The following is an 18,665-nucleotide window of genomic DNA, read 5'->3' on the forward strand; positions in this document are numbered from 1 at the left end:
ACTAATCGACGGCATCGCTGGGATGCGCGATCCGTTCCTTCAGTTCGTCGGTCAGCGGAAAGGCAAGATTCTCGCCCTTTGGCGGAATCCCCCGCGTGAACCACTTCGCGTAGGTCTTTTCGAACTGCCCCGACGCCATCTGCTTCGACAGGACGTCGTCGACGAGCGCCTTGAAGCCGGCATCGCCCTTCGTGAACATCAGACCATAATAGATCTTCGCGTAACCCTCGGGGAGAAATATCAGCGCGTCCGGCTTCGGAGCCGCGGCCTTGAGGCCGGCGAGCAGGATATCGTCCTCCATGAAGGCGGCCGCGCGGCCGGTGTTGAGCATCAGGAAGGATTCCGCATGGTCTTTCGCCTGGACGATGTTGAATCCGAGCTGCTCCTTTGCATTCACGCCTTGCGCGAAGCCGACGGCATTGGAACCCTGGGTCACGACGATCGTCTTGCCCTTGAGATCGCCGGCCGTCTTCAGGCCGCTATCCGCCTTGACCAGCCAGCGCGGCTGGCTGACGAAGGTGGCGACGGAGAACGAGACCTGCTCCTGCCGCTTCCTGTCGTTCGCCGTGCCGCCACACTCGATGTCAACGGTGCCGCTTTGGATGAGCGGAATCCGGTTGGACGAGTTCACCGGCGTATAGTTGACGGCGAGATTGGGCAGGCTGAGCTCCGCCTTGATGCGCTCGACGATGCCGGCGCAGAGGTCCAGCGAAAAGCCGATCGGCTTTTGATCGGGACCGAGATACGAGAACGGAATGGAGGCCTCGCGGTGACCGATGGTGATGGCACCGCTCGACTTGATCTTGGCGAGCGTGGGACTGTCGGCCGCGATCGACGGCCCAGCGAGGGTGCCGACGGCCGCAAGGCCGATTAGGCCGCCCCATACACGCGCAAAACTCGTCATGTGCATCTCCCCTCTGAAGAACAGCCTAGGCGGCCCTGGACGCTGGCTTCACGCCGCGCCGCTTGATGATGTCGATCAGGCGATCGACATCGGCGAAAGTGTTGAACATCCCGAACGACACGCGAATGCCATCGCGCTCCGGCGACACGCGCACGCCATTCTGCTCGAAATGACCGAGCCATTCGCCCGCAGGAAGCGCGATGACGTAGATGTGCGGCGCGCGGTGCTGCCGATCGCGGGGACCGACGAGACGAACGTCCAGCGCGTCGAGCCCCGCGATGAGATGATCGCCGAGATCGAAACAGTGGTTCTGGATGTTCTGCACGCCCAGGGCCTCGATCATGTCGAGCGAGGCGCCGAGCGCGTGGATCGCCGGAAGATTGAAATTGCCGAGCTCGAAGCGGCGCGCGCTCGGGGCGAGGTCGAGCTGGTCGGGCCGGGCGATGAGATCGGCCGGGACCTCCGCAAGGCTGGCGGCGGCGAGATAGGCGGGCTCGAGCTCAATCCTAGATTTGTCCCAGTACAGCAGCCCGAGCCCCTGCGGCACGAGCAAGCCCTTGTGGCTGCCCGACCCGATGAAGGTCGCCCGCATGGCTTTCGCATCGATCGGCACGACGCCGATCGCCTGCATGACGTCGACGACGAAATAGAGCCCCTGCTCGTCACAGAGGGCGCCCACGCTTTCGACGTCAAAACGATGACCGGCGTGGAAGGTCACCTGCGACATCGAGATCGCCCGCGTGCTCGCGTCGATGTGCGGACGAAGGCTGTCGGCGTTCACGATCTCCGTCATCGGCACGAACTCGACCGTCACGCCCTTGCGCCGCAGATTGAGGAACGCATAGGCGTTGTTGGGATGATCGCCAAGGATCATCAGCACCTTGTCGCCGGCGCGCAGGGGCAGCGCGTTGGCGGCAATGTTCATGCTTTCCGAGGTGTTCTTGGTGAAGGCGATCTCGTCGGCCGCTACGCCGAGAAACCGCGCCAGCTTCTCGCGGGTCTGCTCGACGCGATCGAGCCACACGCTCTTGGGGCCGGCCGTCTCAAGGCCCTCGCGGAGGAAGAGATCGATCGCCGCCTTGACCGGGCGCGCGAGCGGCGTCTGGAAGCCGGCGTCGAGATAGGTGATGCGCTCGACAGCCGGAAATTCCTTCCGCACGGCACCGACGTCGTAATGGCGAGACATCCCACTCTCCTGATGAGCGCGCCCGGCAGGGCTCTGGCTGCGCTGCACAAATCCTGATCACCTTTCGGCGGCGCCAACGATATGAGCAATCCGCCGGTGCGGCCAAGAGTAATTTTCATATTTCAATAGTATTTATTCCGAAAAATGATAATTATATGGGATGTCACGCAAGGATGAGTAGATGCCGCAAACCAAATCCGACGGACCGCTCGACCGGGCCTTCGCCATCGTTGGCCATGTCGCCGGTCAAGTCAGAGCTGTCTCGGTTGCGGAAATCGCCAACGCGCTGGCTCTCCCGCTGCCGACGGCGCATCGCCTCATCGGCAATCTGGAGCAGCGCGGGCTGCTTCAGAAAGCGCTGGGAACGAAGCGCTACGTGGTCGGCAACCAGCTGGTCACGCTGTCGGCCAAGGTCATCGGCGCAGCTTTCCGCACCGCGCGCCGGCACGCCGTGCTCCGCGCAGTCGCGGCCGAAATCGGCGAGCAATGCGAGATCGGTGTCGTGCGGGACAATGTCGTCGCCTACGTCGACAGCGTCCGCGTGTCGCAACCGCAGGGGCTCCAGTTCAATCCGGGCGAAGCGGCACCGCTCCACTGCACGTCGACCGGCAAGATCTACATGAGCCGATTGCCGGAGCGAGCGCGCGAGAATCTGTGCCGCGCACTCGCGCTCACCAAATACACCGAGACGACGATCGTCGACGTCGAAAGCCTGATGAAAGTCCTCGACGAGACGCGCAAACGCGGCTGGGCCAAGACCAACGAAGAGTACGTGCGAGGGGTCGTCGGCTGCGCCGTTCCCATCCTGTCTCCGGATCGCGAACTGATCGCGTGCCTCGGCGTCTCCGTTCCCGTGGCCCGCGTGAGCTTCGCCGAGCTGGACCGGTTCATCGCTCCGCTGCAGAAAGCCGCTGCGCTGCTGTCGGAGACCATCCTCCAGGCCGACGATGACGGCGCGAGCGAGGCATCAGAGACGTTCTAGTCCTGCCCGTTTGATTGTCCGCTTCCGGCCCCCGTCGGCGCCGCTCCGCGCCCACAGCAGCGCGAGCGGCCCCAGCGCGATGCCGGCGGCGAGGACGATGAACGCCAGCAGCCAGCCGGTCGCGCTCTGCGGGCCGCCGGCCGCGTCGAGCGCAGCGCCGGTCCCCCACGCGCCAACCGCTGACAGGCCGAAACCAACCGTCGAGTGCAAGGCGAGCGTCGCGCCGCGATGTTCGGATGCGGCGGCGGCCGACATGCCCGCGGTCAACGCGCCGGAATCGGCCGGCACGGTCAGGCCATAGAGGAGCAGCAGCAGCGCGAGCAGCCATGCCGGGGCCGTCGCGTTGAGGCCAATGACCAGCGCGACGCAAGCCGACGCAATCATCACGATCGTGATCGCGCGATGGCGGCCGAATTTCAGCGCCGCCTCGTTGCCAAGGATGCTAGCGGGCATCGAGATCACCGCGAAGCAGAAGCTCAGCACAACGGGGCTCAACCACGCCGGCGCGCCCTGATGGGCAACGACGAAGGTCCAGAACCCCACCAGCCAGGTGCGGATGCCGTAGAGCTCGAAGCAGTGCGCACCATAGCCGAGGATGTATCCGAGCGCCTCGCGATTGGCGAAGACGGGGGCGAAGTTCAGCAGACGCCCGGCTTTCGGCACGGGTCGCCGCGGGTCGATCAGGAGGCACGCGCCGACCATTGCGACCGGACCGAAGCCGGTCACGAGGAAAGCCGTCCGCCAACCCCACCTGTCGGCGATCAGTTGCGCCACCAGGAACGAGAGGCCGACACCCACCGAGAAGCTCGACGTGTACAGCGTGACGGCCCGCGAGGTGTCGCCCGCGGGAAGCCGGTCCGTCAGGGCTTTCAGGCCGGGCATGTAGGCGCCCGCAAATCCGAGCCCTGCAAGCGACCAGATCGCCGTGCCCGACCAGAACCCCTGCGCGAACATGCCGAACGCCGCGGTGGCGAGCCCGCTGACGATCGAGCCCCAGAGCAGGACCAGCCGCGCATCGATCCGGTCGGTCAGCGTCGTCAGCACCGGCACTGCGAGCATGTAGCCGAACGCATAGCCGCTTGCCATCAGGCCGCCTTCGGCCGCGGAAAGTCCCCACGCCGGCATCAGGTGCTGCGCCAGGTTCGCGGACAGCGTCACATGCGGCAGCAGGTTGCCGACCTGGCCGATGCACATCACCGCAATCAGAGACCGGCCGCTCAAGCTTCGAATTTTGCCCTCCATTGCGGGGAAGACAGCGCCGGGGTTGGCAGGGTGCCGAGCGCCGGTCCTTCGGCGAGCGGGTGCGGAGCGGAGTGCCTCATGAACAGCCACACCCCGAAGCGCCCGACGTCTTCGCGGTTTCGTCGGCGGCGCAGCAGGCCGACGAAACGTCCTTCGCCGGCCCGCCGCAGCATCCCGACGCGGCGGCAGCGGTCTCAAGGCCGCCGCGCGTACAGACGCCGGTCTCGGGCAGCACAAGCTCGACTCTCGCCGCGGCGCGCTTGTCGCCGGCGATATCGGCCACGATCGAGCGGACCTGCTCATAGCCCGTCATCATGAGGAAGGTCGGGGCCCTGCCATATGACTTCATGCCGGCCAGGTAGAAACCCGGCTCGTCATGCGCGAGCTCGCGGGCGCCGTGCGGGCGCACCGTGCCGCAGCTATGCTCGTTGGGATCGATCAGCGGCGCCAGCGCGACCGGTGCCTCGATGGCGGGATCGAGCCGCAGGCGCAGCTCGGACAGGAACGAAAAGTCGGGACGGAAACCGGTCGACACGATCAATTCGTCCGCGATCACGTGTCGCGCACCGCTCAAGGCGCCGGCGGCGATCTTGAGCCGGCCCTCGGAGTCCGAAAGGTGCGTGACGCCGAATTCGGTTTCGATCCTGATCTTCCCGGCGGCAACGAGCGCGGCGAAGGCACTGCCGAGCTCGCCGCGCGCGGCCAGCTTGTCGTTGCGGCCGCCCCCGAAAGCCTTGGCGGGATCGGCGCCGCGCAAGAGCCAGACGGGTTGCGTACCCGGCACCTCGCCCGCGAGATGCACGAGATCGATCAGCGTGCCCACGGCGGAATGGCCGGCGCCCAGGACGGCAACGGTCTTCCCGGTATATCTGGAACGGGCGGCGCCTCGCACATCCGGCATGCCGTAGGCGACGCGGCCGGCGCACTCGGGCTCGCCGATCGCCGGCAAACCGTTGCTCCCGGCCGGATTGGGGGAGAACCATGTGCCTGACGTATCGATCACAGCATCCGCGCGCAGCACCTCGGGGCCGCTGCCGTTCCGGTAGCGGATCTCGAACGGCGCCTGCTCGCGTCCCCTGGTCCTGGCCTTGTCGAAGCCGACACGGCTGATCGCCGAGACGCGGCTGGAGGTCCGGATCGCCTCACGCAGCGGCGTTCGCGTCGCAAGCGGCGTGAGATATCGATCGAGCAGCTCGCCGCCGGTCGGATAGGACTGAGGGTCCGGCGAATTCCATCCCGTCGGCGCGAGCAGACGCGCGGCGGCCTTGTCGATGTTGTACTCCCACGGCGAGAACAGCTGCACGTGCTGCCACTGGCGGATCGCATGTCCAGCCTCCGCCCCGGCCTCCAGCACAACGGGCGACATGCCCCGTGCGAGCACATGCGCGGCCGCGGCGAGGCCGACGGGCCCTGCCCCGACGATAACTACCATCTTCCCATCACGCATCTTGTCATCCTATAATTCTAGAAATTTCGAATAACCGAGCCGAAAAAAATCAGGCCGCTGTCCGGGCGCCCTTGCATCCGGCTTCGTCCGCACAGCACTCCGCCGCGAGGAAATCGACCAGGCCCCGCATCAAGTCATAGTTCGCGTGACAGACCAGGGTCGTCGATTCGCGGACCTGGCTGATGAGTCCGACCGCGACCAGAGACTTGATGTGATGCGACAGCGTCGAGGCCGGGATCTTCAGCTTGTCCTGCAAGCGGCCGACGGGCATGCCCGACCGTCCGGCCCGGACCAGGGCCCGATAGATCTGAAGCCGTGTCCGGCTACCCAGGGCTTCCAGGCGTGCTGCTGCGTCGTCGATCTTCATGACGAGACAATGCACCGAGCCGCCGGCGCGGTCAACTATATTTCTAGAATATTGGAAATACAGTTGAGACCGCTCCGGCGGAGGCTGGCATCAACAGCACTTTCCGTTCTGCTGGATCGGCGGACAAGGGACCGATCCGTACGAACAAAAGACGCAGCAATCGCCGCTCTTGGGCTTGAGCCGGGCCCCGCACCCCTTGCAATCGTAGAAGAACTGGCAGGCGTCAGTCGGCATGGTCTCGGCTGACGCGTGATGACAGACCGGACACGTAATAACCGATTGCGTTTGCATTGCCGGCTTTCCTCGATCGCAAGACAAGACCCATTCTAGTCGTTTAGCGCCAACGCGCCAACAAAGGTCGTGTCACTTTCGGAGCTCGATCTCCATCAGACCATAAAACTAGCATTATAGTTGTAATTCCCTAGGGTTTGCGGTATCGCGGAACCCATGAACCGGAAAATCGCTGCGCGCTGTCTGGCGGAACTAGGCAATTTGACGCGCCTGGACATATATCGGCTGCTGGTTCGAGCCGGGCCGCCCGGCCTTAGCATCACCGATATCCAGACCCGCCTCGACGTACCGGCCTCGACGCTCGCCTTTCATCTCCGCGGGCTGGTCACCGCTGGCCTCGTCGCACAGGAAAAAAACGGGCGCACGGTGATCTGCCGCGCTCGATACGATCGCATGGACGGAGTCATCGCGTTCTTGCGCGAGCATTGCTGCGAGGGATTTGCGAGTGACGCGCCGGCGGCGGCGACACGCCGGGCGAGTTGATCAGATGCGGATGGTGAGCCCCCGAACGTCGGCTCTCCATTATGGCTGGATCGTACTGGGCGCGGGCACATTCGGCTCGTTCATGACGCTGCCCGGCCAAACGGCAGGCGTTTCCGTTTTCTTCGACCCCATCACCGCCGATCTCGGAATCTCTCGCACATCAGCCTCAATCGCTTATGCAATGGGGACGCTTGCGGGAATCCTCCCGGCACCGGTGATCGGTCGTTGGATCGACCGGCGCGGACCGCGCCTAACGGCGACCATCATCGCCGGTGGCCTCGCCCTGGCCTGCACGCTCATGGCGGCTGTTCAAACAGCAATGATGTTGCTCATCGGCTTCGCGCTGTTGCGCGGCGCTGCGATCGGCGGCCTCAGCCTCGTCAGTCAGCAGGTCGTCAATCTATGGTTCGTACGTCGGCGCGGGATTGCCGCTGCAGCAGCCAGTCTCGGACTCGCGGCCGGTTCCATGACCTTCCCGAAGCTGATCGATAGCCTGATCTCGCTCTACGGCTGGCGAGGCGCCTATCTCGCCCTCGCCGGACTTGTTGCAGTGCCGGTTGCGGCTGCCCTGTTTCGCGATCGGCCGGAGAAATACGGCCTCAGCACGGACGCCGGGCTGCCGCCGACTACGCAAGATCTACGGGAGGAGCCTTCGTTTACGCGCAAGCAGGCGCTCCGTACCGGCGTATTCTGGCTGCTGTGCGCGGCAGGCTTTCTCACCAATGCCATCGGCACCGCGCTCTTGCTCAATCACTTCTCAATCATGCGGACGGCCGGGATCGCACACAGCGACGCGCTGCTACTGCTGTCGCTTCTTGCCGGCGTTCAAGCCGTTGCGACACTCGGCACCGGATTTCTGGTGGATCGCTATGAACCCCGGCACCTGGTTCCGCTCGCGATGTTCATGCTTGCGCTGGCGACGGCTCTTCCGGCGTTTAGCAGCGGCGTCGCCATCAGTGTGCTGTACGCGCTGAGCCTGGGAGGGGCATACGGTTCGCAGCAAGCCATCAACGCCGCCGGCTATGCGCAGTATTTCGGCCGCGACCATCTCGGCGCAATCAGGGGGGCGTCGTTCGTCTTCGGCATTGCCGGCGCAGCGTTCGGCCCGCTGCCTTTCGCGGCAAGCGTCGATTGGGCCGGAAGCTATGCGGCCGTCCTGATCGGTTGCTGCATGCTTTGCATTATCTGCGGCGCCGGAGCATTCGCCGTCAAACGACCGTTCTCGTCGGCCGAGTCGATGATGAACTGCAAGATGGGAGCAACGCCATGACAGGCGGAGAAACGACCATCGTGGCTGGCATCGAAATTCCTTCGACCGACGCCTTCTTTCTGGCGGTGGTCCTGGGGCTGCATATTCCCCTGGGCCTTGCGTGCGTTGCGATCGGCGCAATCGCGATGTTGAGTGAGAAGCGTCGCGGGCGTCATTCGAGACTTGGGACGACCTATTTCTGGTCCCTGCTGGCGCTCGTCGCGTCCGCAACGTTACTGTCACTTATGCGCTGGGCCGAAAACTATCACTTGTTCGTACTCGGTGTGTTGTCATTCACTTGCGCCTGGATCGGGCGCACCGCGCTCCGGCGCCGCTGGTGTTATTGGGTCAGGCTGCATATAGCTGGGATGGGCCTGTCGTACATACTGGTGCTGGTTGCTTTCTACATAGACAATGGTAGGCAGCTTCCGCTTTGGAAGGACCTGCCCCATTTCATGTACTGGCTGATACCGCTGGCCGTTGGTATTCCGCTTATCGTTCGCGCGCTTCTGTGGCCGCCGTTGGCACCCGCCCGCCATGATTTCCACTTGATGCGATAATTTGCGATGCGCGCCAATCGATGCCCTCAAGCCAATGCGGCCGAATAGCTCCTTCCGACGCTTGACGGGCCCTCCGGATTTCGGATTGACGAGCATCTAATAATTCCATAACTCTGGATATATGGAAGCTGAAGAAGCCGTTCTCGCCCTCGCGGCGCTGTCCCAATCGACCCGTCTGGAGGCCTTCCGGACGTTGGTCAAACATGAGCCCGATGGCCTTGCGGCAGGCGACCTCGCGCGCCAGCTGGAAGTGCCGCCCAACACGCTTTCGGCCCATCTGTCGATCTTGACGCGCGCGCGCCTCGTGACCTCCGAGCGGCGCAGCCGTTCGATCGTCTATCGCGCCAACCTCGCCGAGTTTCGCGACGTCGCGGTTTTCCTGCTTCGGGATTGCTGCGGCGGGCGACCGGAAGTTTGCGAGCCGGTCGTCGAAAGCCTCCAAGCCTGCTGCTCTCCAAAGCGAAAGGGGCGTATCCGTGCCTGATCAAATCTACAATGTCCTGTTCCTGTGTACCGGCAATTCAGCACGCTCGATCCTCGCCGAGTCGATCCTCAGGAAGGACGGAGCCAGCCGCTTTCAGGCATTCTCCGCCGGAAGCACCCCGAAAGGCGCGGTCCACCCGCTGGCGCTGCGCACGCTGGAAAGCATGGACTATCCCACCGACGGGATGCGCTCGAAGAGCTGGCTGGAGTTCGCTGCTCCCGATGCGCCGGTGATGGATTTCGTCTTCACCGTTTGTGACAATGCCGCCGGCGAGGCCTGCCCCATCTGGCCGGGGCAGCCGATGACCGCGCACTGGGGTATCGAGGATCCCGCCGCAGCCGAGGGCACCGATCTGGAGAAGCAGGCGGCGTTCGTCACAGCGTTCCGCTACCTCAAGAATCGGATCGATACCTTCGTGAACCTCCCATTGAGAAGTATCGACAGGCTTTCACTTGGCACGAAGCTGCGCGAGATCGGCCGCGCCGAGGGCGCAGCACGTCCAGCGCCAAAGGCCGGCTGATGGACACGTTCGACCTTTCCCGACGCCTGGTCGCCGAAGCGCTCGGCACCGGCATTCTCGTCGCCACCGTCGTCGGGTCCGGCATCATGGCCGAGACGCTGACCAAGGACGTGGCTCTTGCGCTACTCTGCAATACGTTGCCGACCGGGGCCATTCTCGTTGTCCTGATCACCGTGCTCGGTCCGATCTCCGGCGCGCATTTCAATCCGGCAGTGACGCTGGTCTTCACCGGCAAGCGCGAGCTGCCGGCGAATGAAGCCGCGCTATACGTCATCGCTCAGATCGTCGGTGGCGCGATCGGGACGATTGCGGCGCACCTGATGTTTGCGCACCCCGTGATCGACCTGTCGATGAAGGTCCGGACCGGCGGAGCGCAGTGGTTCGCGGAAGCCGTCGCCGCTTTCGGACTGATCGTCACGATCCTCGCCGGCATCCGCTTTCAGCGCGCGGCCATTCCCTGGCTGGTCGGCCTCTACATCACGGCCGCATATTGGTTCACCGCATCGACGTCGTTTGCAAATCCGGCGGTCGCAATTGCGCGTTCGCTCACGAACACCTTTTCCGGCATCCGGCCCGTCGATCTTCCCGGGTTCATTCTCGCGGAGCTCTGCGGAGCGATCGCCGGCATGCTGCTGATGAATTGGCTGCTCGGGCGCGCCGAAGTGCGCGGCCCGGTTGCTGTTGCGGAGACCCGATCATGAGCGTCACGATCTATCACAACCCGGATTGCGGAACCTCGCGCAACACGCTCGCGATGATCCGGCAGAGCGGAGCCGAGCCCACCGTTATTGAATACCTCAAGACCCCACCATCGCGCGAAACGCTCAAGCAACTGATCGCAGCGATGGGAATATCGGTCCGCGCATTGCTGCGCGAGAAGGGGACGCCGTACAAGGAGCTCGGCCTTTCCGACCCCAAATGGACGGACGATGAACTGCTCGACGCGATGATGGCACATCCCATTCTGATCAATCGTCCGATCGTGGTGACGGCGAAGGGCACGCGACTGTGCCGGCCCTCCGAAGCCGTCGTCGACCTCCTGGACAATCCCCTCGGCCGGTTTGTGAAGGAGGACGGCGAGGTGATCGAAGCCAGGTAGGCACGAACGAAGAACGCATTTCGCCCCGACGGCCCGATCAAAGACCGATACAGATCAGACATCAGTTCTTCGTACTCGCCGTCTTGTCGAGCGCGGCACGCACGCCATTGGCGAGCTTGATCGCGTCGTCGTTCGCCCAGAAGTGCATGAAGAAAAGGCGCGGCTGCTCGTCCAGCATGTGGCTATGAAGCGCCGTTACGGAGATGCCATGGGACCGGAGCGCCATGATCACGGGATTCACCTCGTCGCCGATCAGCACGAAGTCGCCGGTGATGGCCGCCCTGCCGCCGCCGGTCGGCTGGAAGTTGACACCGGTCGCAACGCCCATGGGCCCGACGGGACTTAGCTGCATTCCGTGCTCGGTGATCGGATCGCGGCGGGGAACGTTGAACTGATAGACGCCGCCGTTGGCCTGCCCCTTGACGCCGATGATCTGATCGAGCTTGGCCGTGTCGAGATCAATGGCAGGCGGCGGGACCGCCGGAGCCGGCGCCGACATAGGCGTCTTGCTCTCGGCAAGCGCGGTCTTGATGGCGGTCGCGATCTTGAGCGGATCACCGTGCCCGGCCACATGCATGTAGAATGTCGCCGGGACCGCGCCGAGCAGATGGTTGTGAACAGCCGTAATCTCCAACCCGCTCTCGATCATCTTCTGCATGACCGGGTTGATTTCCGATTCGAGCAGCACCAGATCGCCCATTGCCATGACGGCGCCATGCGCGGGCTTGAACGCGACCCAGCCGCCCAGCGCCAGCGAAGGCTTGATGGTGACGCCGTCGAGCGTCACCGTGAGGTCGGTGCGGGGAAAGCCATAACGATGCACGTCGCCGGCAACGGCCGGCTTTCGGCCCAGCGCATCATCGACCTTCTGCCAGTCGACATCCTGCGCGTGAGCGGTCGCGATGAAGCATGCGCCGATGCCCATCAGCGGCAGAATTGCACTTCGCATTGATCTGCTCCCTCGAGCGAAATCCGGTTTCCGGAGTTCAGTTCTGCTCTTTGATCTGGCCGGCACCGTCGATAAGGAGCCGCACCGGCTTGCCGTTCTTGACCGCCTTGGCGGTCGTCCCCTCCGCCGTCGACTTGATCTCGCTGACCTGCGTGTAGCCAGCCGCCTGGATCCTGGCGATCAACTCGTCTTGAGTCAGCGCGCGTGCGGTCGGCACGCCAGCCGCGATCGCCAGAAACAGGAAGGTGAAAAAGATTGTCCATGTTCGCATGGTCGTTCTCCCGGTCATGTCCCGCCCCAGGTGAAGTCCGCTTTTGCGACGCTGCCCTTCCAAATGGCGCAGATCGAGAGGTCACGCCCCTGACGCAGGTCCGCCGGGACGCCCTTGTCGGTATGCGCGCCGACAGGCTCCGGCGCGCCGCGCTGGAGCGATGAGCCGAAACGATCTGTCGGATGAATTCGGAGTGTGGGGTGACATGCTGCGCCCTTGGTGACGATCAGGACGCGATTCTTGGGCATGACGCCTCACGGGGAGATCGCACATCCCCGTTGCCTGAAATAGAAAACCCGGAACGCCGAGCTGTCAACCTGCGCGTCGCGCGAAAGCACCGGGTAGGCCCCGGGTGGAACCGCGCGACCGTCTTGAAAGCCGAGGCCGATCTCACGTAAGGTCGTCCGCATGGGGGCAATGCAGACCCCCCATGAGACTTCGGTCCAAGCTCTGCGCAGCACGCACTTCGTGGAGCTTGCGCATGGATACCGAACAACACTTTCCTCTCCGATGCACCGTTGCCATCCTCTCACGCGGCGATGCCGCCGCGCGGGCGGATGCCACACCGCAGAACAGCCGCTTCGTCCGCGTCTTCGAGGCACTCGCCGCCGCCGGCATCGAAGCCCGGCCCGTCATCTACGACGAAACCTTTGCCGACGCCGTCCGCGATCAATTGCTTGCGGTCGACGGCGTGCTCGTCTGGGTCGACCCGATCCATCAAGGCAAGACACGCGCTGACCTCGATCCCCTGCTCCGCGACGTCGCGGCGCGAGGGCCATGGGTGAGCGCGCACCCGGACGTCATCCTGAAGATGGGCGTCAAGGAAGTCCTTTACAGAACGCGCCACCTGGGCTGGGGCGCCGACACGCATCGCTACGACACGGCCGCAAGCTTCCGCGCCGAGTTTCCGTCGCGCCTTCAGACCGACGGACCGCGCGTGCTGAAACAAAACCGCGGCAATGGAGGCCAGGGCGTCTGGAAAGTGGAGGCCATTGCAGAGGCGAGCGCCATGGTTCGCGTCCTCCATGCAACGCGCGGCAGCCTGCCTGAGGACATGCCGCTCGATGCCTTCATCGCCCGGTGCGAACCCTATTTCGGCTGGGGCGGCTGCATCATCGATCAGGCATTTCAATCGCGCCTGCCCGACGGGATGATCCGCTGCTACATGAGCGGCTCCAAGGTCGCGGGCTTTGGCCAGCAACGGATCAAGGCCTTGATCCCGCCGCCGCCGGAAGGCCCCGATGCAGCGGAGGCGCAACCCGGCCCGCGCATCATGCACGGACCCGATGCTCCACCGTTCCAGGCGCTGCGAAGATCGATGGAGAACGAATGGACGCCGCAGATGATGGACACGCTCGACATCGATGAATCCTCGCTGCCGGTGATCTGGGACGCGGACTTCCTCTACGGACCTCGCAACGCGGCAGGCGCCGACACTTACGTCCTGTGCGAGATCAACGCGAGTTCCTGTTTTGCGATTCCCGAAGAGGCACCTGCGGCGATTGCGCGGACGGTGAAGCACCGCCTGCTGACAACCCAGGAGGCCGGCTCCGGCAGATAGGAGAAGACGGCATCTGACGGGGGCCGCAGCAGCGGCGCTGCGGCCCCCGTGGATCAGATCTTCGGGATCTTCGCCCGCTCGACCACGCCCGACCATTTGGTGATCTCGGTTTCGATCAGCGCCTTCATCTCCGCCGGCGAGCCGCCACGGACCTCGCCGCCGACGGCCGTCTCCAGACGTTGCCTGAGGTCTGGGTCCTTGAGCGCATCGAGCGTCGCTGCATTGAGCGCGGCGATGATGGCGGGCGGCGTTCCCTTCGGGGCCAGCAGGCCGGCCCAGGTGCGCACGTCGTATCCCTTGATGCCGGCCTCCTGAACCGTCGGGACGTCAGGCAATAGCGCAGTCCGCGTCGGCGAGGTCACCGCAAGGCCGCGGATCGCGCCGCTCTGGATTTGCGGCGCGAGCAGGACCGGCGTGCCGACGATGACCGGAACCTCTCCGCCGAGAAGCGCGGTGACGGACTGCGAATCGCCGCGATACGGCACATGCACGATCTCGATGCCGGCCGTTGCATTCAGCAGCTCGCCCGCAAGGTGATGCGTGCTGCCGAAACCGACCGAACCGAAGCTGAGCGAGCCGGGCTTCTCCTTCGCCATGGCGACGATCTCGCCCAGCGACTTCGCCGCGTAGTCACTGCGCACGGCAATGACGAGCGCGTAGTAGACCAGCGTCGAGATCATCTCGAAACTGTCCGCGGGCTGGTAGGCGAGGCTCTTGTAGGTCGCCGCGGAAATCGCGTGGGCGCCGGTGACGAGCCCGAGCGTGTAGCCGTCAGGCGCCGCCTTGGCGACGGCATCCGCCGCGAGGTTGCCGCCGGCGCCCGGTTTGGCCTCGACGATGATCGGCTGCCCGAGCCGTCTCGCGAGCCCGTCGGCGATGATGCGCGACAGCGTGTCGGCCGCGCCGCCTGCGGCAAATCCGTGCAGCAGGCGGATCGGGCGCGACGGATAATTGTCCGCAAGTGCCACTGTGCCGGCGGCGAGAAACCCGCCAAGCAGAAACGTTGCCGCAGCAAGCCGTCTCATCCATCGCATGGATGCGTTCTCCCTTTTTTGACCGTTCTATCGTTGGCCGCAGCGAAGGCGACGTTCTCCAGGCCGGGCCGCCTGACGGGCGAACCCGGCGCATTCAGGCGATGGCGGCATGCTCCGAACGGGCGCACGAGCGAAGTTCGGCGTGTGATGTCATCGTGCCGTCCATCCCCTCATGGCGTCATGATGATCTTGCCGAGCGCCGAGCCCTGCTCGAGCAGCGCGTGGGCCTGCCTGACCTGGTCCAGCTTCAGGACCGCCGAGACGGCCGGCTTGATGGCATTGCGGCTCAGGGCCTCGATCACGCTGCGCATCAGGGCGCGGCGGCCGTCGCGATCGTGGTCGTAGATGTGGAAGGAGAAGCAGCGCACGGCGGGACAGATGTCGAGGTGATTGCGCATCGCCGCCATCAGGTTCTCTTCCGGAAGGCCCGCGAAGGCGTTGTAGGAGAGCAGCGTCCCCCATTTGCCGAGCGCGCCGAGATAGGCGGTGAACTCCGGCCCGCAGACGTGATCGAGCACGAGGCCGACGCCCTCGCCGTTGGTCAGCTCGCGGGTTCGCGCCACGACATCCTCGCGGCGGTAGAAGATGATGTGATCGGCACCGTTCGCCTTCGCGAACTCCGCCTTCTCTTCGGTCGAGACCGTGCCGATCACGGTCATCTGCGCGAGCTTGGCGAGCTGCACCAGCGCGGTGCCGACGCCGCCGGCCGCGCCGATCACCAGCACGCTTGCCGGCGCGCGTGGGTGGCGGCATTCGTGCAGGAGTGCGTAGGCCACCTGATAGTTCGACAGGCACACGGCGGCTTGCAGATCGACATGGTCGGGCAATGCGTGAACGGCGTCCGCGGGGGCAACCACGTAGTCGGCGTAGCAGCCGCCACGTTGCGACAGGTCGCGCGCGCTCAGCAGCACCTTCTGGCCGACGGCAAGCCCCTCCATGCCGGGCCCGAGCGCGGAAATGCGGCCCGCGACATCATTGCCGGGATTGGCCGGCAGCGGCGGCATCCATTTGTAGACGCCGCGCCGGATCAGCGCGTCGGGCTGCCCGACCCCGAACGCCTCGGCCCGGATCTGCACCTGCCCGGCGCCCGGCACGGGCACCGGGAGCTCGACCAATTCAAGTGCATCCGGCCCACCCGGCTGACGCACCAGCACCGCCCTCATGATTTCGCCCCGCCTCCCCAAACTGCATTTTCGAAAATAATACTGTTTACGAAAATTATTGCAAGGCGGTCGTCGCGCGAAGATCTCTCCTGAAGTGGAATCGGCCGGCTACCATCGGAAGGACGAAGATAGGAAATCGCCGTGATCCCGACGCGCGGCGGCTGGCGTCCCGGTCATTTTCGAAAATAACACGCCAGCCGGAAAAAGCCGGCGCGCCGTTCGGGCTTGCGAGGGCGGCCGGCGGCCGCCTCACGCGCGCGCATCGGGGGACCTAAGGCGTCGGACGTCTGCGCGCATGAAGCGTTGACGGGTCCGGCGCGCACTCAGTGCGTCCCGCACCGGCAGTTCTCGTAATCGACGGGATCGTGGCTGTTGACGATCCTCACGCGGCCGCCGTGGGAGAGCTTCAGCGCGCGCAGCCGCGCCTGGTTGGCGATCCGCTGCGTGCGGTCCATGTCGGCGCGGCGCTGGAAATAGCCGAGCACCAGCGGCATGCGCGGGGATGCCGCGAGCTGGCCGTGATGGAAATAGCTGTCGCCGGCATGCAGCAGCCATGTGTCGCCTGATCGGACCGCGATGCCGCAATGGCCGAGCGTATGGCCGGCGAGCGGGATCATCAGGATGTCCGCCTCCTTGTCGCCGAGCGCGCGCACGCCCTTGAAGCCGAACCAGTCTTCGCCGGCTTCGCCATAGAACGTCCAGCTCGGTCCATGGCTCCACTGCCCGGTGACATAGCGCCCTTGCGGCGGCGCCGGCCTGCTCTGCACCGCCATGTCGTATTCGGCGCGATGGACGTGGATCGCGGCATGGGGAAAGTCGGGCACGCCGCCGGCGTGATCGCGATCGAGATGCGTCAGCAGCACGTGGCGCACGTCTTTGGGCGAATAGCCGAGCGCCTTCACCTGCTCGAGCGCCGTCTCGGACGGATCGAGCCTTGGCGCGGTCTGGCGCAGCCATCGCCGTCCGAGCCGGTCAGGGGCTGCGATATCGCCAAGCCCGATGCCGGTATCGACCAGGGCAAGCCCGTCACCCGTTTCGACCAGCAGGCAGTGGCAGACCATGCGGGCACGCTGGAACAGGCCGCCGGTGCCGTTTACCAGGCGGCGGCCCATCGGGCACATCGTCCCGGTGTTGAGATGATGGATTTTCATGGAGGACCTCGCCCGTTGTGAACAGGGCGTTCTTGTCATCGTCCGATCCATAGGTAAAATATTGAATATTGATCATATCTCTAGGCTCATCCTATGGACATCCGCGAGCTCCGCTACTTCGCCGCCGTCTATCGCGCGCGCAACCTGACCGCCGCGGCGCGGGCCTGCTTCGTGTCGCAGCCGTCGATCTCGACCGCGATCACCAATCTGGAAGCCGAGCTCGGCACCACGCTTTTCATCCGGCACAAGAAGGGCGTCGCGCCCACCGCCTCGGCCGAGCAGTTTCACGCACTGGCCCGCCGCATCATCGACGAGGCGGACGCCGCGCGCGGCCTGTTCAGGAAGCCGGCGACCAGGACGACGGTCACGCTCGGCCTGATGCGCACGCTCGACGTGCCCCGAACGATCGCGCTGCTGAAGCCGCTGACGGCGCGCAGCGACATCGCGCTGCGCCTCGTCGGCAGCGACGAGCGCGCCGATGCGCGGATCATCTCGAAGACCATGCTGCGCGCTGACGAGCATTTCGTCGCGCTGTGGAGCGAGCGCTATGTCGCCGCGCTGCCGCCGTCGCATCCGCTGACGCTGAAGGAGAAGCTCCGTGCCGCCGATCTCGCCGGCGCTGCCATGATCGACCGCTGCCATTGCGAGCAAAGCCAGTTCTTCGGCCGCGCCGCGCAGCGGCGCCAGACCGCGGCGATCGCGCAATCGGAAGACTGGGCCATGGCGCTGGTCGCCGCCGGCGTCGGCATCGCCATCGTTCCCGAGGGCGTGGCGCGCTGCAATCCAGACGTCGCGGTGCGCGAGATCGAGGTCAAGGTCAAGCGCGAAGTCGGCCTCGCCTACCGCGCATCAGTGCCGCTGGCGGATGCGCTGAGGGATCTTGTCGGGAAGCTTCAGAAGCAGCGCAAGCCCGATCGGACTGCGCGCCAGCGCAGTGCGCGCAAAACGCTCAGCCCTTCGAGATGACCGCGCGGCCGTAGGGCGGCTGCGCCTGGACCGGCGGGTTGGCGGTCTGGGCCGCGAGCTCGCCGATCAGGCGGTCGGCGTCGGCGGCCATGCCGTCGGGCGCCTGGATCACCAGGCGCTCCAACGCCCAGCGATAGGAGGAGACGCGCTGCTCCAGGCACTGCTGCACCCACTGGATGATCAGCGAGTTCTCCTGCATGCGCGCGACCGCGTCGTCTCTCTCCCTCGGAGAGAGGCCGGAGACGCGCGCCATGCTGGCATCGCGCTTCCTGTCGAGGTCGATGACCTTGATCGCGGAGGCGAAGAACGGCTCGAAGCGGGTGGTGTCGTTGCGCACGTCCTCGATCAGCTGCGCATAGCGCGAGGAGTGCGAGCGGTGCGGCTCGTCGATCAGCGTGCGCCCGTACATGGTGCGGTCGAACACGACCTTCTGCCGCCACGGTGACGGCAAGGCCTTGTAGTCGCCGAACACGCTCTTCCATGCGGGGCGCGACAGCGGCGGCTCGATCAGGGGATAGGCGAGGTCGCGAAGCTGGCGCTCCTCGTCGGTGAGCTGGAATTGCGACGGTCTCAACCCGACGCTGCCGGTGGCCTCGGTGCCGAGCCAGCGATGCATGTCGTCGCTGCGCATATCGGCGCGGGTGCGGCCGAAATCGCCGCCGCTACAGGCCCCGAGCGTGGCGCCGAGCAGCGCGAGCAGGACGGCCGATACGAAGGGCCGGATCTTGTGGATGGTGTCCGGCATTGCAAAAGCCG

Annotated in this window: 23 protein-coding genes; 10 read left to right on the forward strand and 13 right to left on the reverse strand. The window is 65.1% G+C overall.

Annotated elements, in window-relative coordinates; genetic code table 11:
• Position 1: 1 nt before the first annotated feature.
• Positions 2-910 (reverse strand): amino acid ABC transporter substrate-binding protein, encoded by a 909-nt coding sequence (locus ACVWW6_RS36755; protein WP_011085880.1) that lies wholly within the window; start codon positions 908-910, stop codon positions 2-4.
• Between the two features lie 19 nt (positions 911-929).
• Positions 930-2,090 carry an aminotransferase class V-fold PLP-dependent enzyme gene (locus ACVWW6_RS36760; protein ID WP_456682470.1) on the reverse strand — a complete coding sequence of 387 codons (1,161 nt, stop codon included), beginning with the start codon at positions 2,088-2,090 and terminating at the stop codon, positions 930-932.
• Positions 2,091-2,271: 181 nt separating this feature from the next.
• Here ACVWW6_RS36760 and ACVWW6_RS36765 point away from each other — a divergent pair, with 181 nt between their 5' ends.
• Positions 2,272-3,072, forward strand: a complete 801-nt coding sequence (locus tag ACVWW6_RS36765; protein WP_304551788.1) for an IclR family transcriptional regulator — start codon at positions 2,272-2,274, stop codon at positions 3,070-3,072.
• Here the strand turns inward: ACVWW6_RS36765 and ACVWW6_RS36770 are convergent.
• The 4 genes from ACVWW6_RS36770 to ACVWW6_RS36785 all read right to left on the reverse strand — a co-directional run bounded on the left by ACVWW6_RS36770 (position 3,058) and on the right by ACVWW6_RS36785 (position 6,419).
• Positions 3,058-4,266, reverse strand: coding sequence for an MFS transporter (locus ACVWW6_RS36770; protein WP_038965724.1), 1,209 nt, complete (start codon positions 4,264-4,266; stop codon positions 3,058-3,060). The two genes, ACVWW6_RS36765 and ACVWW6_RS36770, sit on opposite strands and share 15 nt — an antisense overlap.
• Positions 4,267-4,390: 124 nt before the next feature.
• A complete protein-coding gene (locus tag ACVWW6_RS36775; protein WP_456682471.1) occupies positions 4,391-5,761 on the reverse strand; it encodes an NAD(P)-binding domain-containing protein in 1,371 nt (456 codons plus the stop codon).
• 49 nt (positions 5,762-5,810) lie between these two features.
• Positions 5,811-6,128, reverse strand: coding sequence for an ArsR/SmtB family transcription factor (locus ACVWW6_RS36780; RefSeq protein ID WP_456682472.1), 318 nt, complete (start codon positions 6,126-6,128; stop codon positions 5,811-5,813).
• A gap of 90 nt (positions 6,129-6,218) precedes the next feature.
• On the reverse strand, positions 6,219-6,419 hold the full coding sequence (locus ACVWW6_RS36785) for a GDCCVxC domain-containing (seleno)protein (protein ID WP_074077126.1): 201 nt from the start codon (positions 6,417-6,419) through the stop codon (positions 6,219-6,221).
• Positions 6,420-6,575: 156 nt separating this feature from the next.
• Between ACVWW6_RS36785 and ACVWW6_RS36790 the strand changes: the two genes are divergently transcribed.
• From ACVWW6_RS36790 to arsC, 7 genes are all read left to right on the forward strand, one after another.
• Complete coding sequence (locus ACVWW6_RS36790) at positions 6,576-6,902, forward strand: ArsR/SmtB family transcription factor (protein ID WP_028172265.1); 327 nt, start codon at positions 6,576-6,578, stop codon at positions 6,900-6,902.
• A 4-nt stretch (positions 6,903-6,906) separates the two neighbouring features.
• Entirely contained in the window at positions 6,907-8,172 is a 1,266-nt protein-coding gene (locus ACVWW6_RS36795; protein WP_456682473.1) for an MFS transporter, read from the forward strand.
• Entirely contained in the window at positions 8,169-8,711 is a 543-nt protein-coding gene (locus tag ACVWW6_RS36800) for a hypothetical protein (protein ID WP_456682474.1), read from the forward strand. The genes ACVWW6_RS36795 and ACVWW6_RS36800 overlap by 4 nt, the downstream gene beginning before the upstream one ends.
• A gap of 121 nt (positions 8,712-8,832) precedes the next feature.
• Positions 8,833-9,195, forward strand: coding sequence for an ArsR/SmtB family transcription factor (locus tag ACVWW6_RS36805; RefSeq protein WP_060911190.1), 363 nt, complete (start codon positions 8,833-8,835; stop codon positions 9,193-9,195).
• On the forward strand, positions 9,188-9,715 hold the full coding sequence (locus tag ACVWW6_RS36810; RefSeq protein WP_456682475.1) for an arsenate reductase ArsC: 528 nt from the start codon (positions 9,188-9,190) through the stop codon (positions 9,713-9,715). Before ACVWW6_RS36805 ends, ACVWW6_RS36810 begins: the two co-directional genes overlap by 8 nt.
• Positions 9,715-10,416 (forward strand): aquaporin, encoded by a 702-nt coding sequence (locus ACVWW6_RS36815; RefSeq protein WP_060911188.1) that lies wholly within the window; start codon positions 9,715-9,717, stop codon positions 10,414-10,416. The genes ACVWW6_RS36810 and ACVWW6_RS36815 overlap by 1 nt, the downstream gene beginning before the upstream one ends.
• Positions 10,413-10,814 carry an arsenate reductase (glutaredoxin) gene (gene arsC, locus ACVWW6_RS36820; RefSeq protein ID WP_028172270.1) on the forward strand — a complete coding sequence of 134 codons (402 nt, stop codon included), beginning with the start codon at positions 10,413-10,415 and terminating at the stop codon, positions 10,812-10,814. The genes ACVWW6_RS36815 and arsC overlap by 4 nt, the downstream gene beginning before the upstream one ends.
• Positions 10,815-10,875: 61 nt before the next feature.
• On the opposite strand, the gene ACVWW6_RS36825 is transcribed toward arsC, so the two are convergent.
• The 3 genes from ACVWW6_RS36825 to ACVWW6_RS36835 are packed head-to-tail and all read right to left on the reverse strand — an operon-like array spanning position 10,876 to position 12,282.
• Positions 10,876-11,763 (reverse strand): DUF1259 domain-containing protein, encoded by an 888-nt coding sequence (locus ACVWW6_RS36825; RefSeq protein WP_038965726.1) that lies wholly within the window; start codon positions 11,761-11,763, stop codon positions 10,876-10,878.
• Positions 11,764-11,800: 37 nt separating this feature from the next.
• A complete protein-coding gene (locus ACVWW6_RS36830; protein ID WP_271555832.1) occupies positions 11,801-12,034 on the reverse strand; it encodes a hypothetical protein in 234 nt (77 codons plus the stop codon).
• Positions 12,035-12,048: 14 nt separating this feature from the next.
• Positions 12,049-12,282 carry a hypothetical protein gene (locus tag ACVWW6_RS36835; RefSeq protein ID WP_028172273.1) on the reverse strand — a complete coding sequence of 78 codons (234 nt, stop codon included), beginning with the start codon at positions 12,280-12,282 and terminating at the stop codon, positions 12,049-12,051.
• A 233-nt stretch (positions 12,283-12,515) separates the two neighbouring features.
• Here ACVWW6_RS36835 and ACVWW6_RS36840 point away from each other — a divergent pair, with 233 nt between their 5' ends.
• A complete protein-coding gene (locus ACVWW6_RS36840) occupies positions 12,516-13,595 on the forward strand; it encodes a Cj0069 family protein (RefSeq protein WP_456682476.1) in 1,080 nt (359 codons plus the stop codon).
• Between the two features lie 53 nt (positions 13,596-13,648).
• Here ACVWW6_RS36840 and ACVWW6_RS36845 read toward each other — a convergent pair whose 3' ends face one another.
• The 3 genes from ACVWW6_RS36845 to ACVWW6_RS36855 form a co-directional block, all read right to left on the reverse strand.
• A complete protein-coding gene (locus ACVWW6_RS36845; protein ID WP_456682477.1) occupies positions 13,649-14,629 on the reverse strand; it encodes a tripartite tricarboxylate transporter substrate binding protein in 981 nt (326 codons plus the stop codon).
• A 170-nt stretch (positions 14,630-14,799) separates the two neighbouring features.
• Positions 14,800-15,792: a zinc-dependent alcohol dehydrogenase family protein gene (locus ACVWW6_RS36850; protein WP_271555827.1), complete on the reverse strand. Its 993-nt coding sequence runs from the start codon at positions 15,790-15,792 to the stop codon at positions 14,800-14,802.
• Between the two features lie 323 nt (positions 15,793-16,115).
• A complete protein-coding gene (locus tag ACVWW6_RS36855; RefSeq protein WP_271555826.1) occupies positions 16,116-16,943 on the reverse strand; it encodes an MBL fold metallo-hydrolase in 828 nt (275 codons plus the stop codon).
• Between the two features lie 93 nt (positions 16,944-17,036).
• On the opposite strand from ACVWW6_RS36855, the gene ACVWW6_RS36860 reads away from it, so the two are divergent.
• Positions 17,037-17,909, forward strand: a complete 873-nt coding sequence (locus ACVWW6_RS36860) for a LysR family transcriptional regulator (protein ID WP_271555824.1) — start codon at positions 17,037-17,039, stop codon at positions 17,907-17,909.
• Here ACVWW6_RS36860 and ACVWW6_RS36865 read toward each other — a convergent pair.
• Positions 17,893-18,654 carry a hypothetical protein gene (locus tag ACVWW6_RS36865; RefSeq protein WP_028172279.1) on the reverse strand — a complete coding sequence of 254 codons (762 nt, stop codon included), beginning with the start codon at positions 18,652-18,654 and terminating at the stop codon, positions 17,893-17,895. The two genes, ACVWW6_RS36860 and ACVWW6_RS36865, sit on opposite strands and share 17 nt — an antisense overlap.
• Between the last annotated feature and the right edge of the window lie 11 nt (positions 18,655-18,665).

This window comes from Bradyrhizobium sp. USDA 3311 (assembly GCF_054062495.1).

Excerpts from the sequence above, each read along its gene's own strand:
- ACVWW6_RS36770 (WP_038965724.1), bottom strand. The coding sequence starts at position 4,266 with ATGTGCATCGGCCAGGTCGGCAACCTGCTGCCGCATGTGACGCTGTCC.
- ACVWW6_RS36815 (WP_060911188.1), top strand. The coding sequence starts at position 9,715 with ATGGACACGTTCGACCTTTCCCGACGCCTGGTCGCCGAAGCGCTCGGC.
- ACVWW6_RS36825 (WP_038965726.1), bottom strand. The coding sequence starts at position 11,763 with ATGCGAAGTGCAATTCTGCCGCTGATGGGCATCGGCGCATGCTTCATC.
- ACVWW6_RS36795 (WP_456682473.1), top strand. The coding sequence starts at position 6,907 with ATGCGGATGGTGAGCCCCCGAACGTCGGCTCTCCATTATGGCTGGATC.
- ACVWW6_RS36855 (WP_271555826.1), bottom strand. The coding sequence starts at position 16,943 with ATGAAAATCCATCATCTCAACACCGGGACGATGTGCCCGATGGGCCGC.
- ACVWW6_RS36850 (WP_271555827.1), bottom strand. The coding sequence starts at position 15,792 with ATGAGGGCGGTGCTGGTGCGTCAGCCGGGTGGGCCGGATGCACTTGAA.
- ACVWW6_RS36845 (WP_456682477.1), bottom strand. The coding sequence starts at position 14,629 with ATGCGATGGATGAGACGGCTTGCTGCGGCAACGTTTCTGCTTGGCGGG.
- ACVWW6_RS36755 (WP_011085880.1), bottom strand. The coding sequence starts at position 910 with ATGCACATGACGAGTTTTGCGCGTGTATGGGGCGGCCTAATCGGCCTT.
- ACVWW6_RS36775 (WP_456682471.1), bottom strand. The coding sequence starts at position 5,761 with ATGCGTGATGGGAAGATGGTAGTTATCGTCGGGGCAGGGCCCGTCGGC.
- ACVWW6_RS36760 (WP_456682470.1), bottom strand. The coding sequence starts at position 2,090 with ATGTCTCGCCATTACGACGTCGGTGCCGTGCGGAAGGAATTTCCGGCT.
- ACVWW6_RS36840 (WP_456682476.1), top strand. The coding sequence starts at position 12,516 with ATGGATACCGAACAACACTTTCCTCTCCGATGCACCGTTGCCATCCTC.
- ACVWW6_RS36835 (WP_028172273.1), bottom strand. The coding sequence starts at position 12,282 with ATGCCCAAGAATCGCGTCCTGATCGTCACCAAGGGCGCAGCATGTCAC.
- ACVWW6_RS36805 (WP_060911190.1), top strand. The coding sequence starts at position 8,833 with ATGGAAGCTGAAGAAGCCGTTCTCGCCCTCGCGGCGCTGTCCCAATCG.
- ACVWW6_RS36860 (WP_271555824.1), top strand. The coding sequence starts at position 17,037 with ATGGACATCCGCGAGCTCCGCTACTTCGCCGCCGTCTATCGCGCGCGC.
- arsC (WP_028172270.1), top strand. The coding sequence starts at position 10,413 with ATGAGCGTCACGATCTATCACAACCCGGATTGCGGAACCTCGCGCAAC.
- ACVWW6_RS36785 (WP_074077126.1), bottom strand. The coding sequence starts at position 6,419 with ATGCAAACGCAATCGGTTATTACGTGTCCGGTCTGTCATCACGCGTCA.
- ACVWW6_RS36765 (WP_304551788.1), top strand. The coding sequence starts at position 2,272 with ATGCCGCAAACCAAATCCGACGGACCGCTCGACCGGGCCTTCGCCATC.
- ACVWW6_RS36780 (WP_456682472.1), bottom strand. The coding sequence starts at position 6,128 with ATGAAGATCGACGACGCAGCAGCACGCCTGGAAGCCCTGGGTAGCCGG.
- ACVWW6_RS36830 (WP_271555832.1), bottom strand. The coding sequence starts at position 12,034 with ATGCGAACATGGACAATCTTTTTCACCTTCCTGTTTCTGGCGATCGCG.
- ACVWW6_RS36800 (WP_456682474.1), top strand. The coding sequence starts at position 8,169 with ATGACAGGCGGAGAAACGACCATCGTGGCTGGCATCGAAATTCCTTCG.
- ACVWW6_RS36865 (WP_028172279.1), bottom strand. The coding sequence starts at position 18,654 with ATGCCGGACACCATCCACAAGATCCGGCCCTTCGTATCGGCCGTCCTG.
- ACVWW6_RS36790 (WP_028172265.1), top strand. The coding sequence starts at position 6,576 with ATGAACCGGAAAATCGCTGCGCGCTGTCTGGCGGAACTAGGCAATTTG.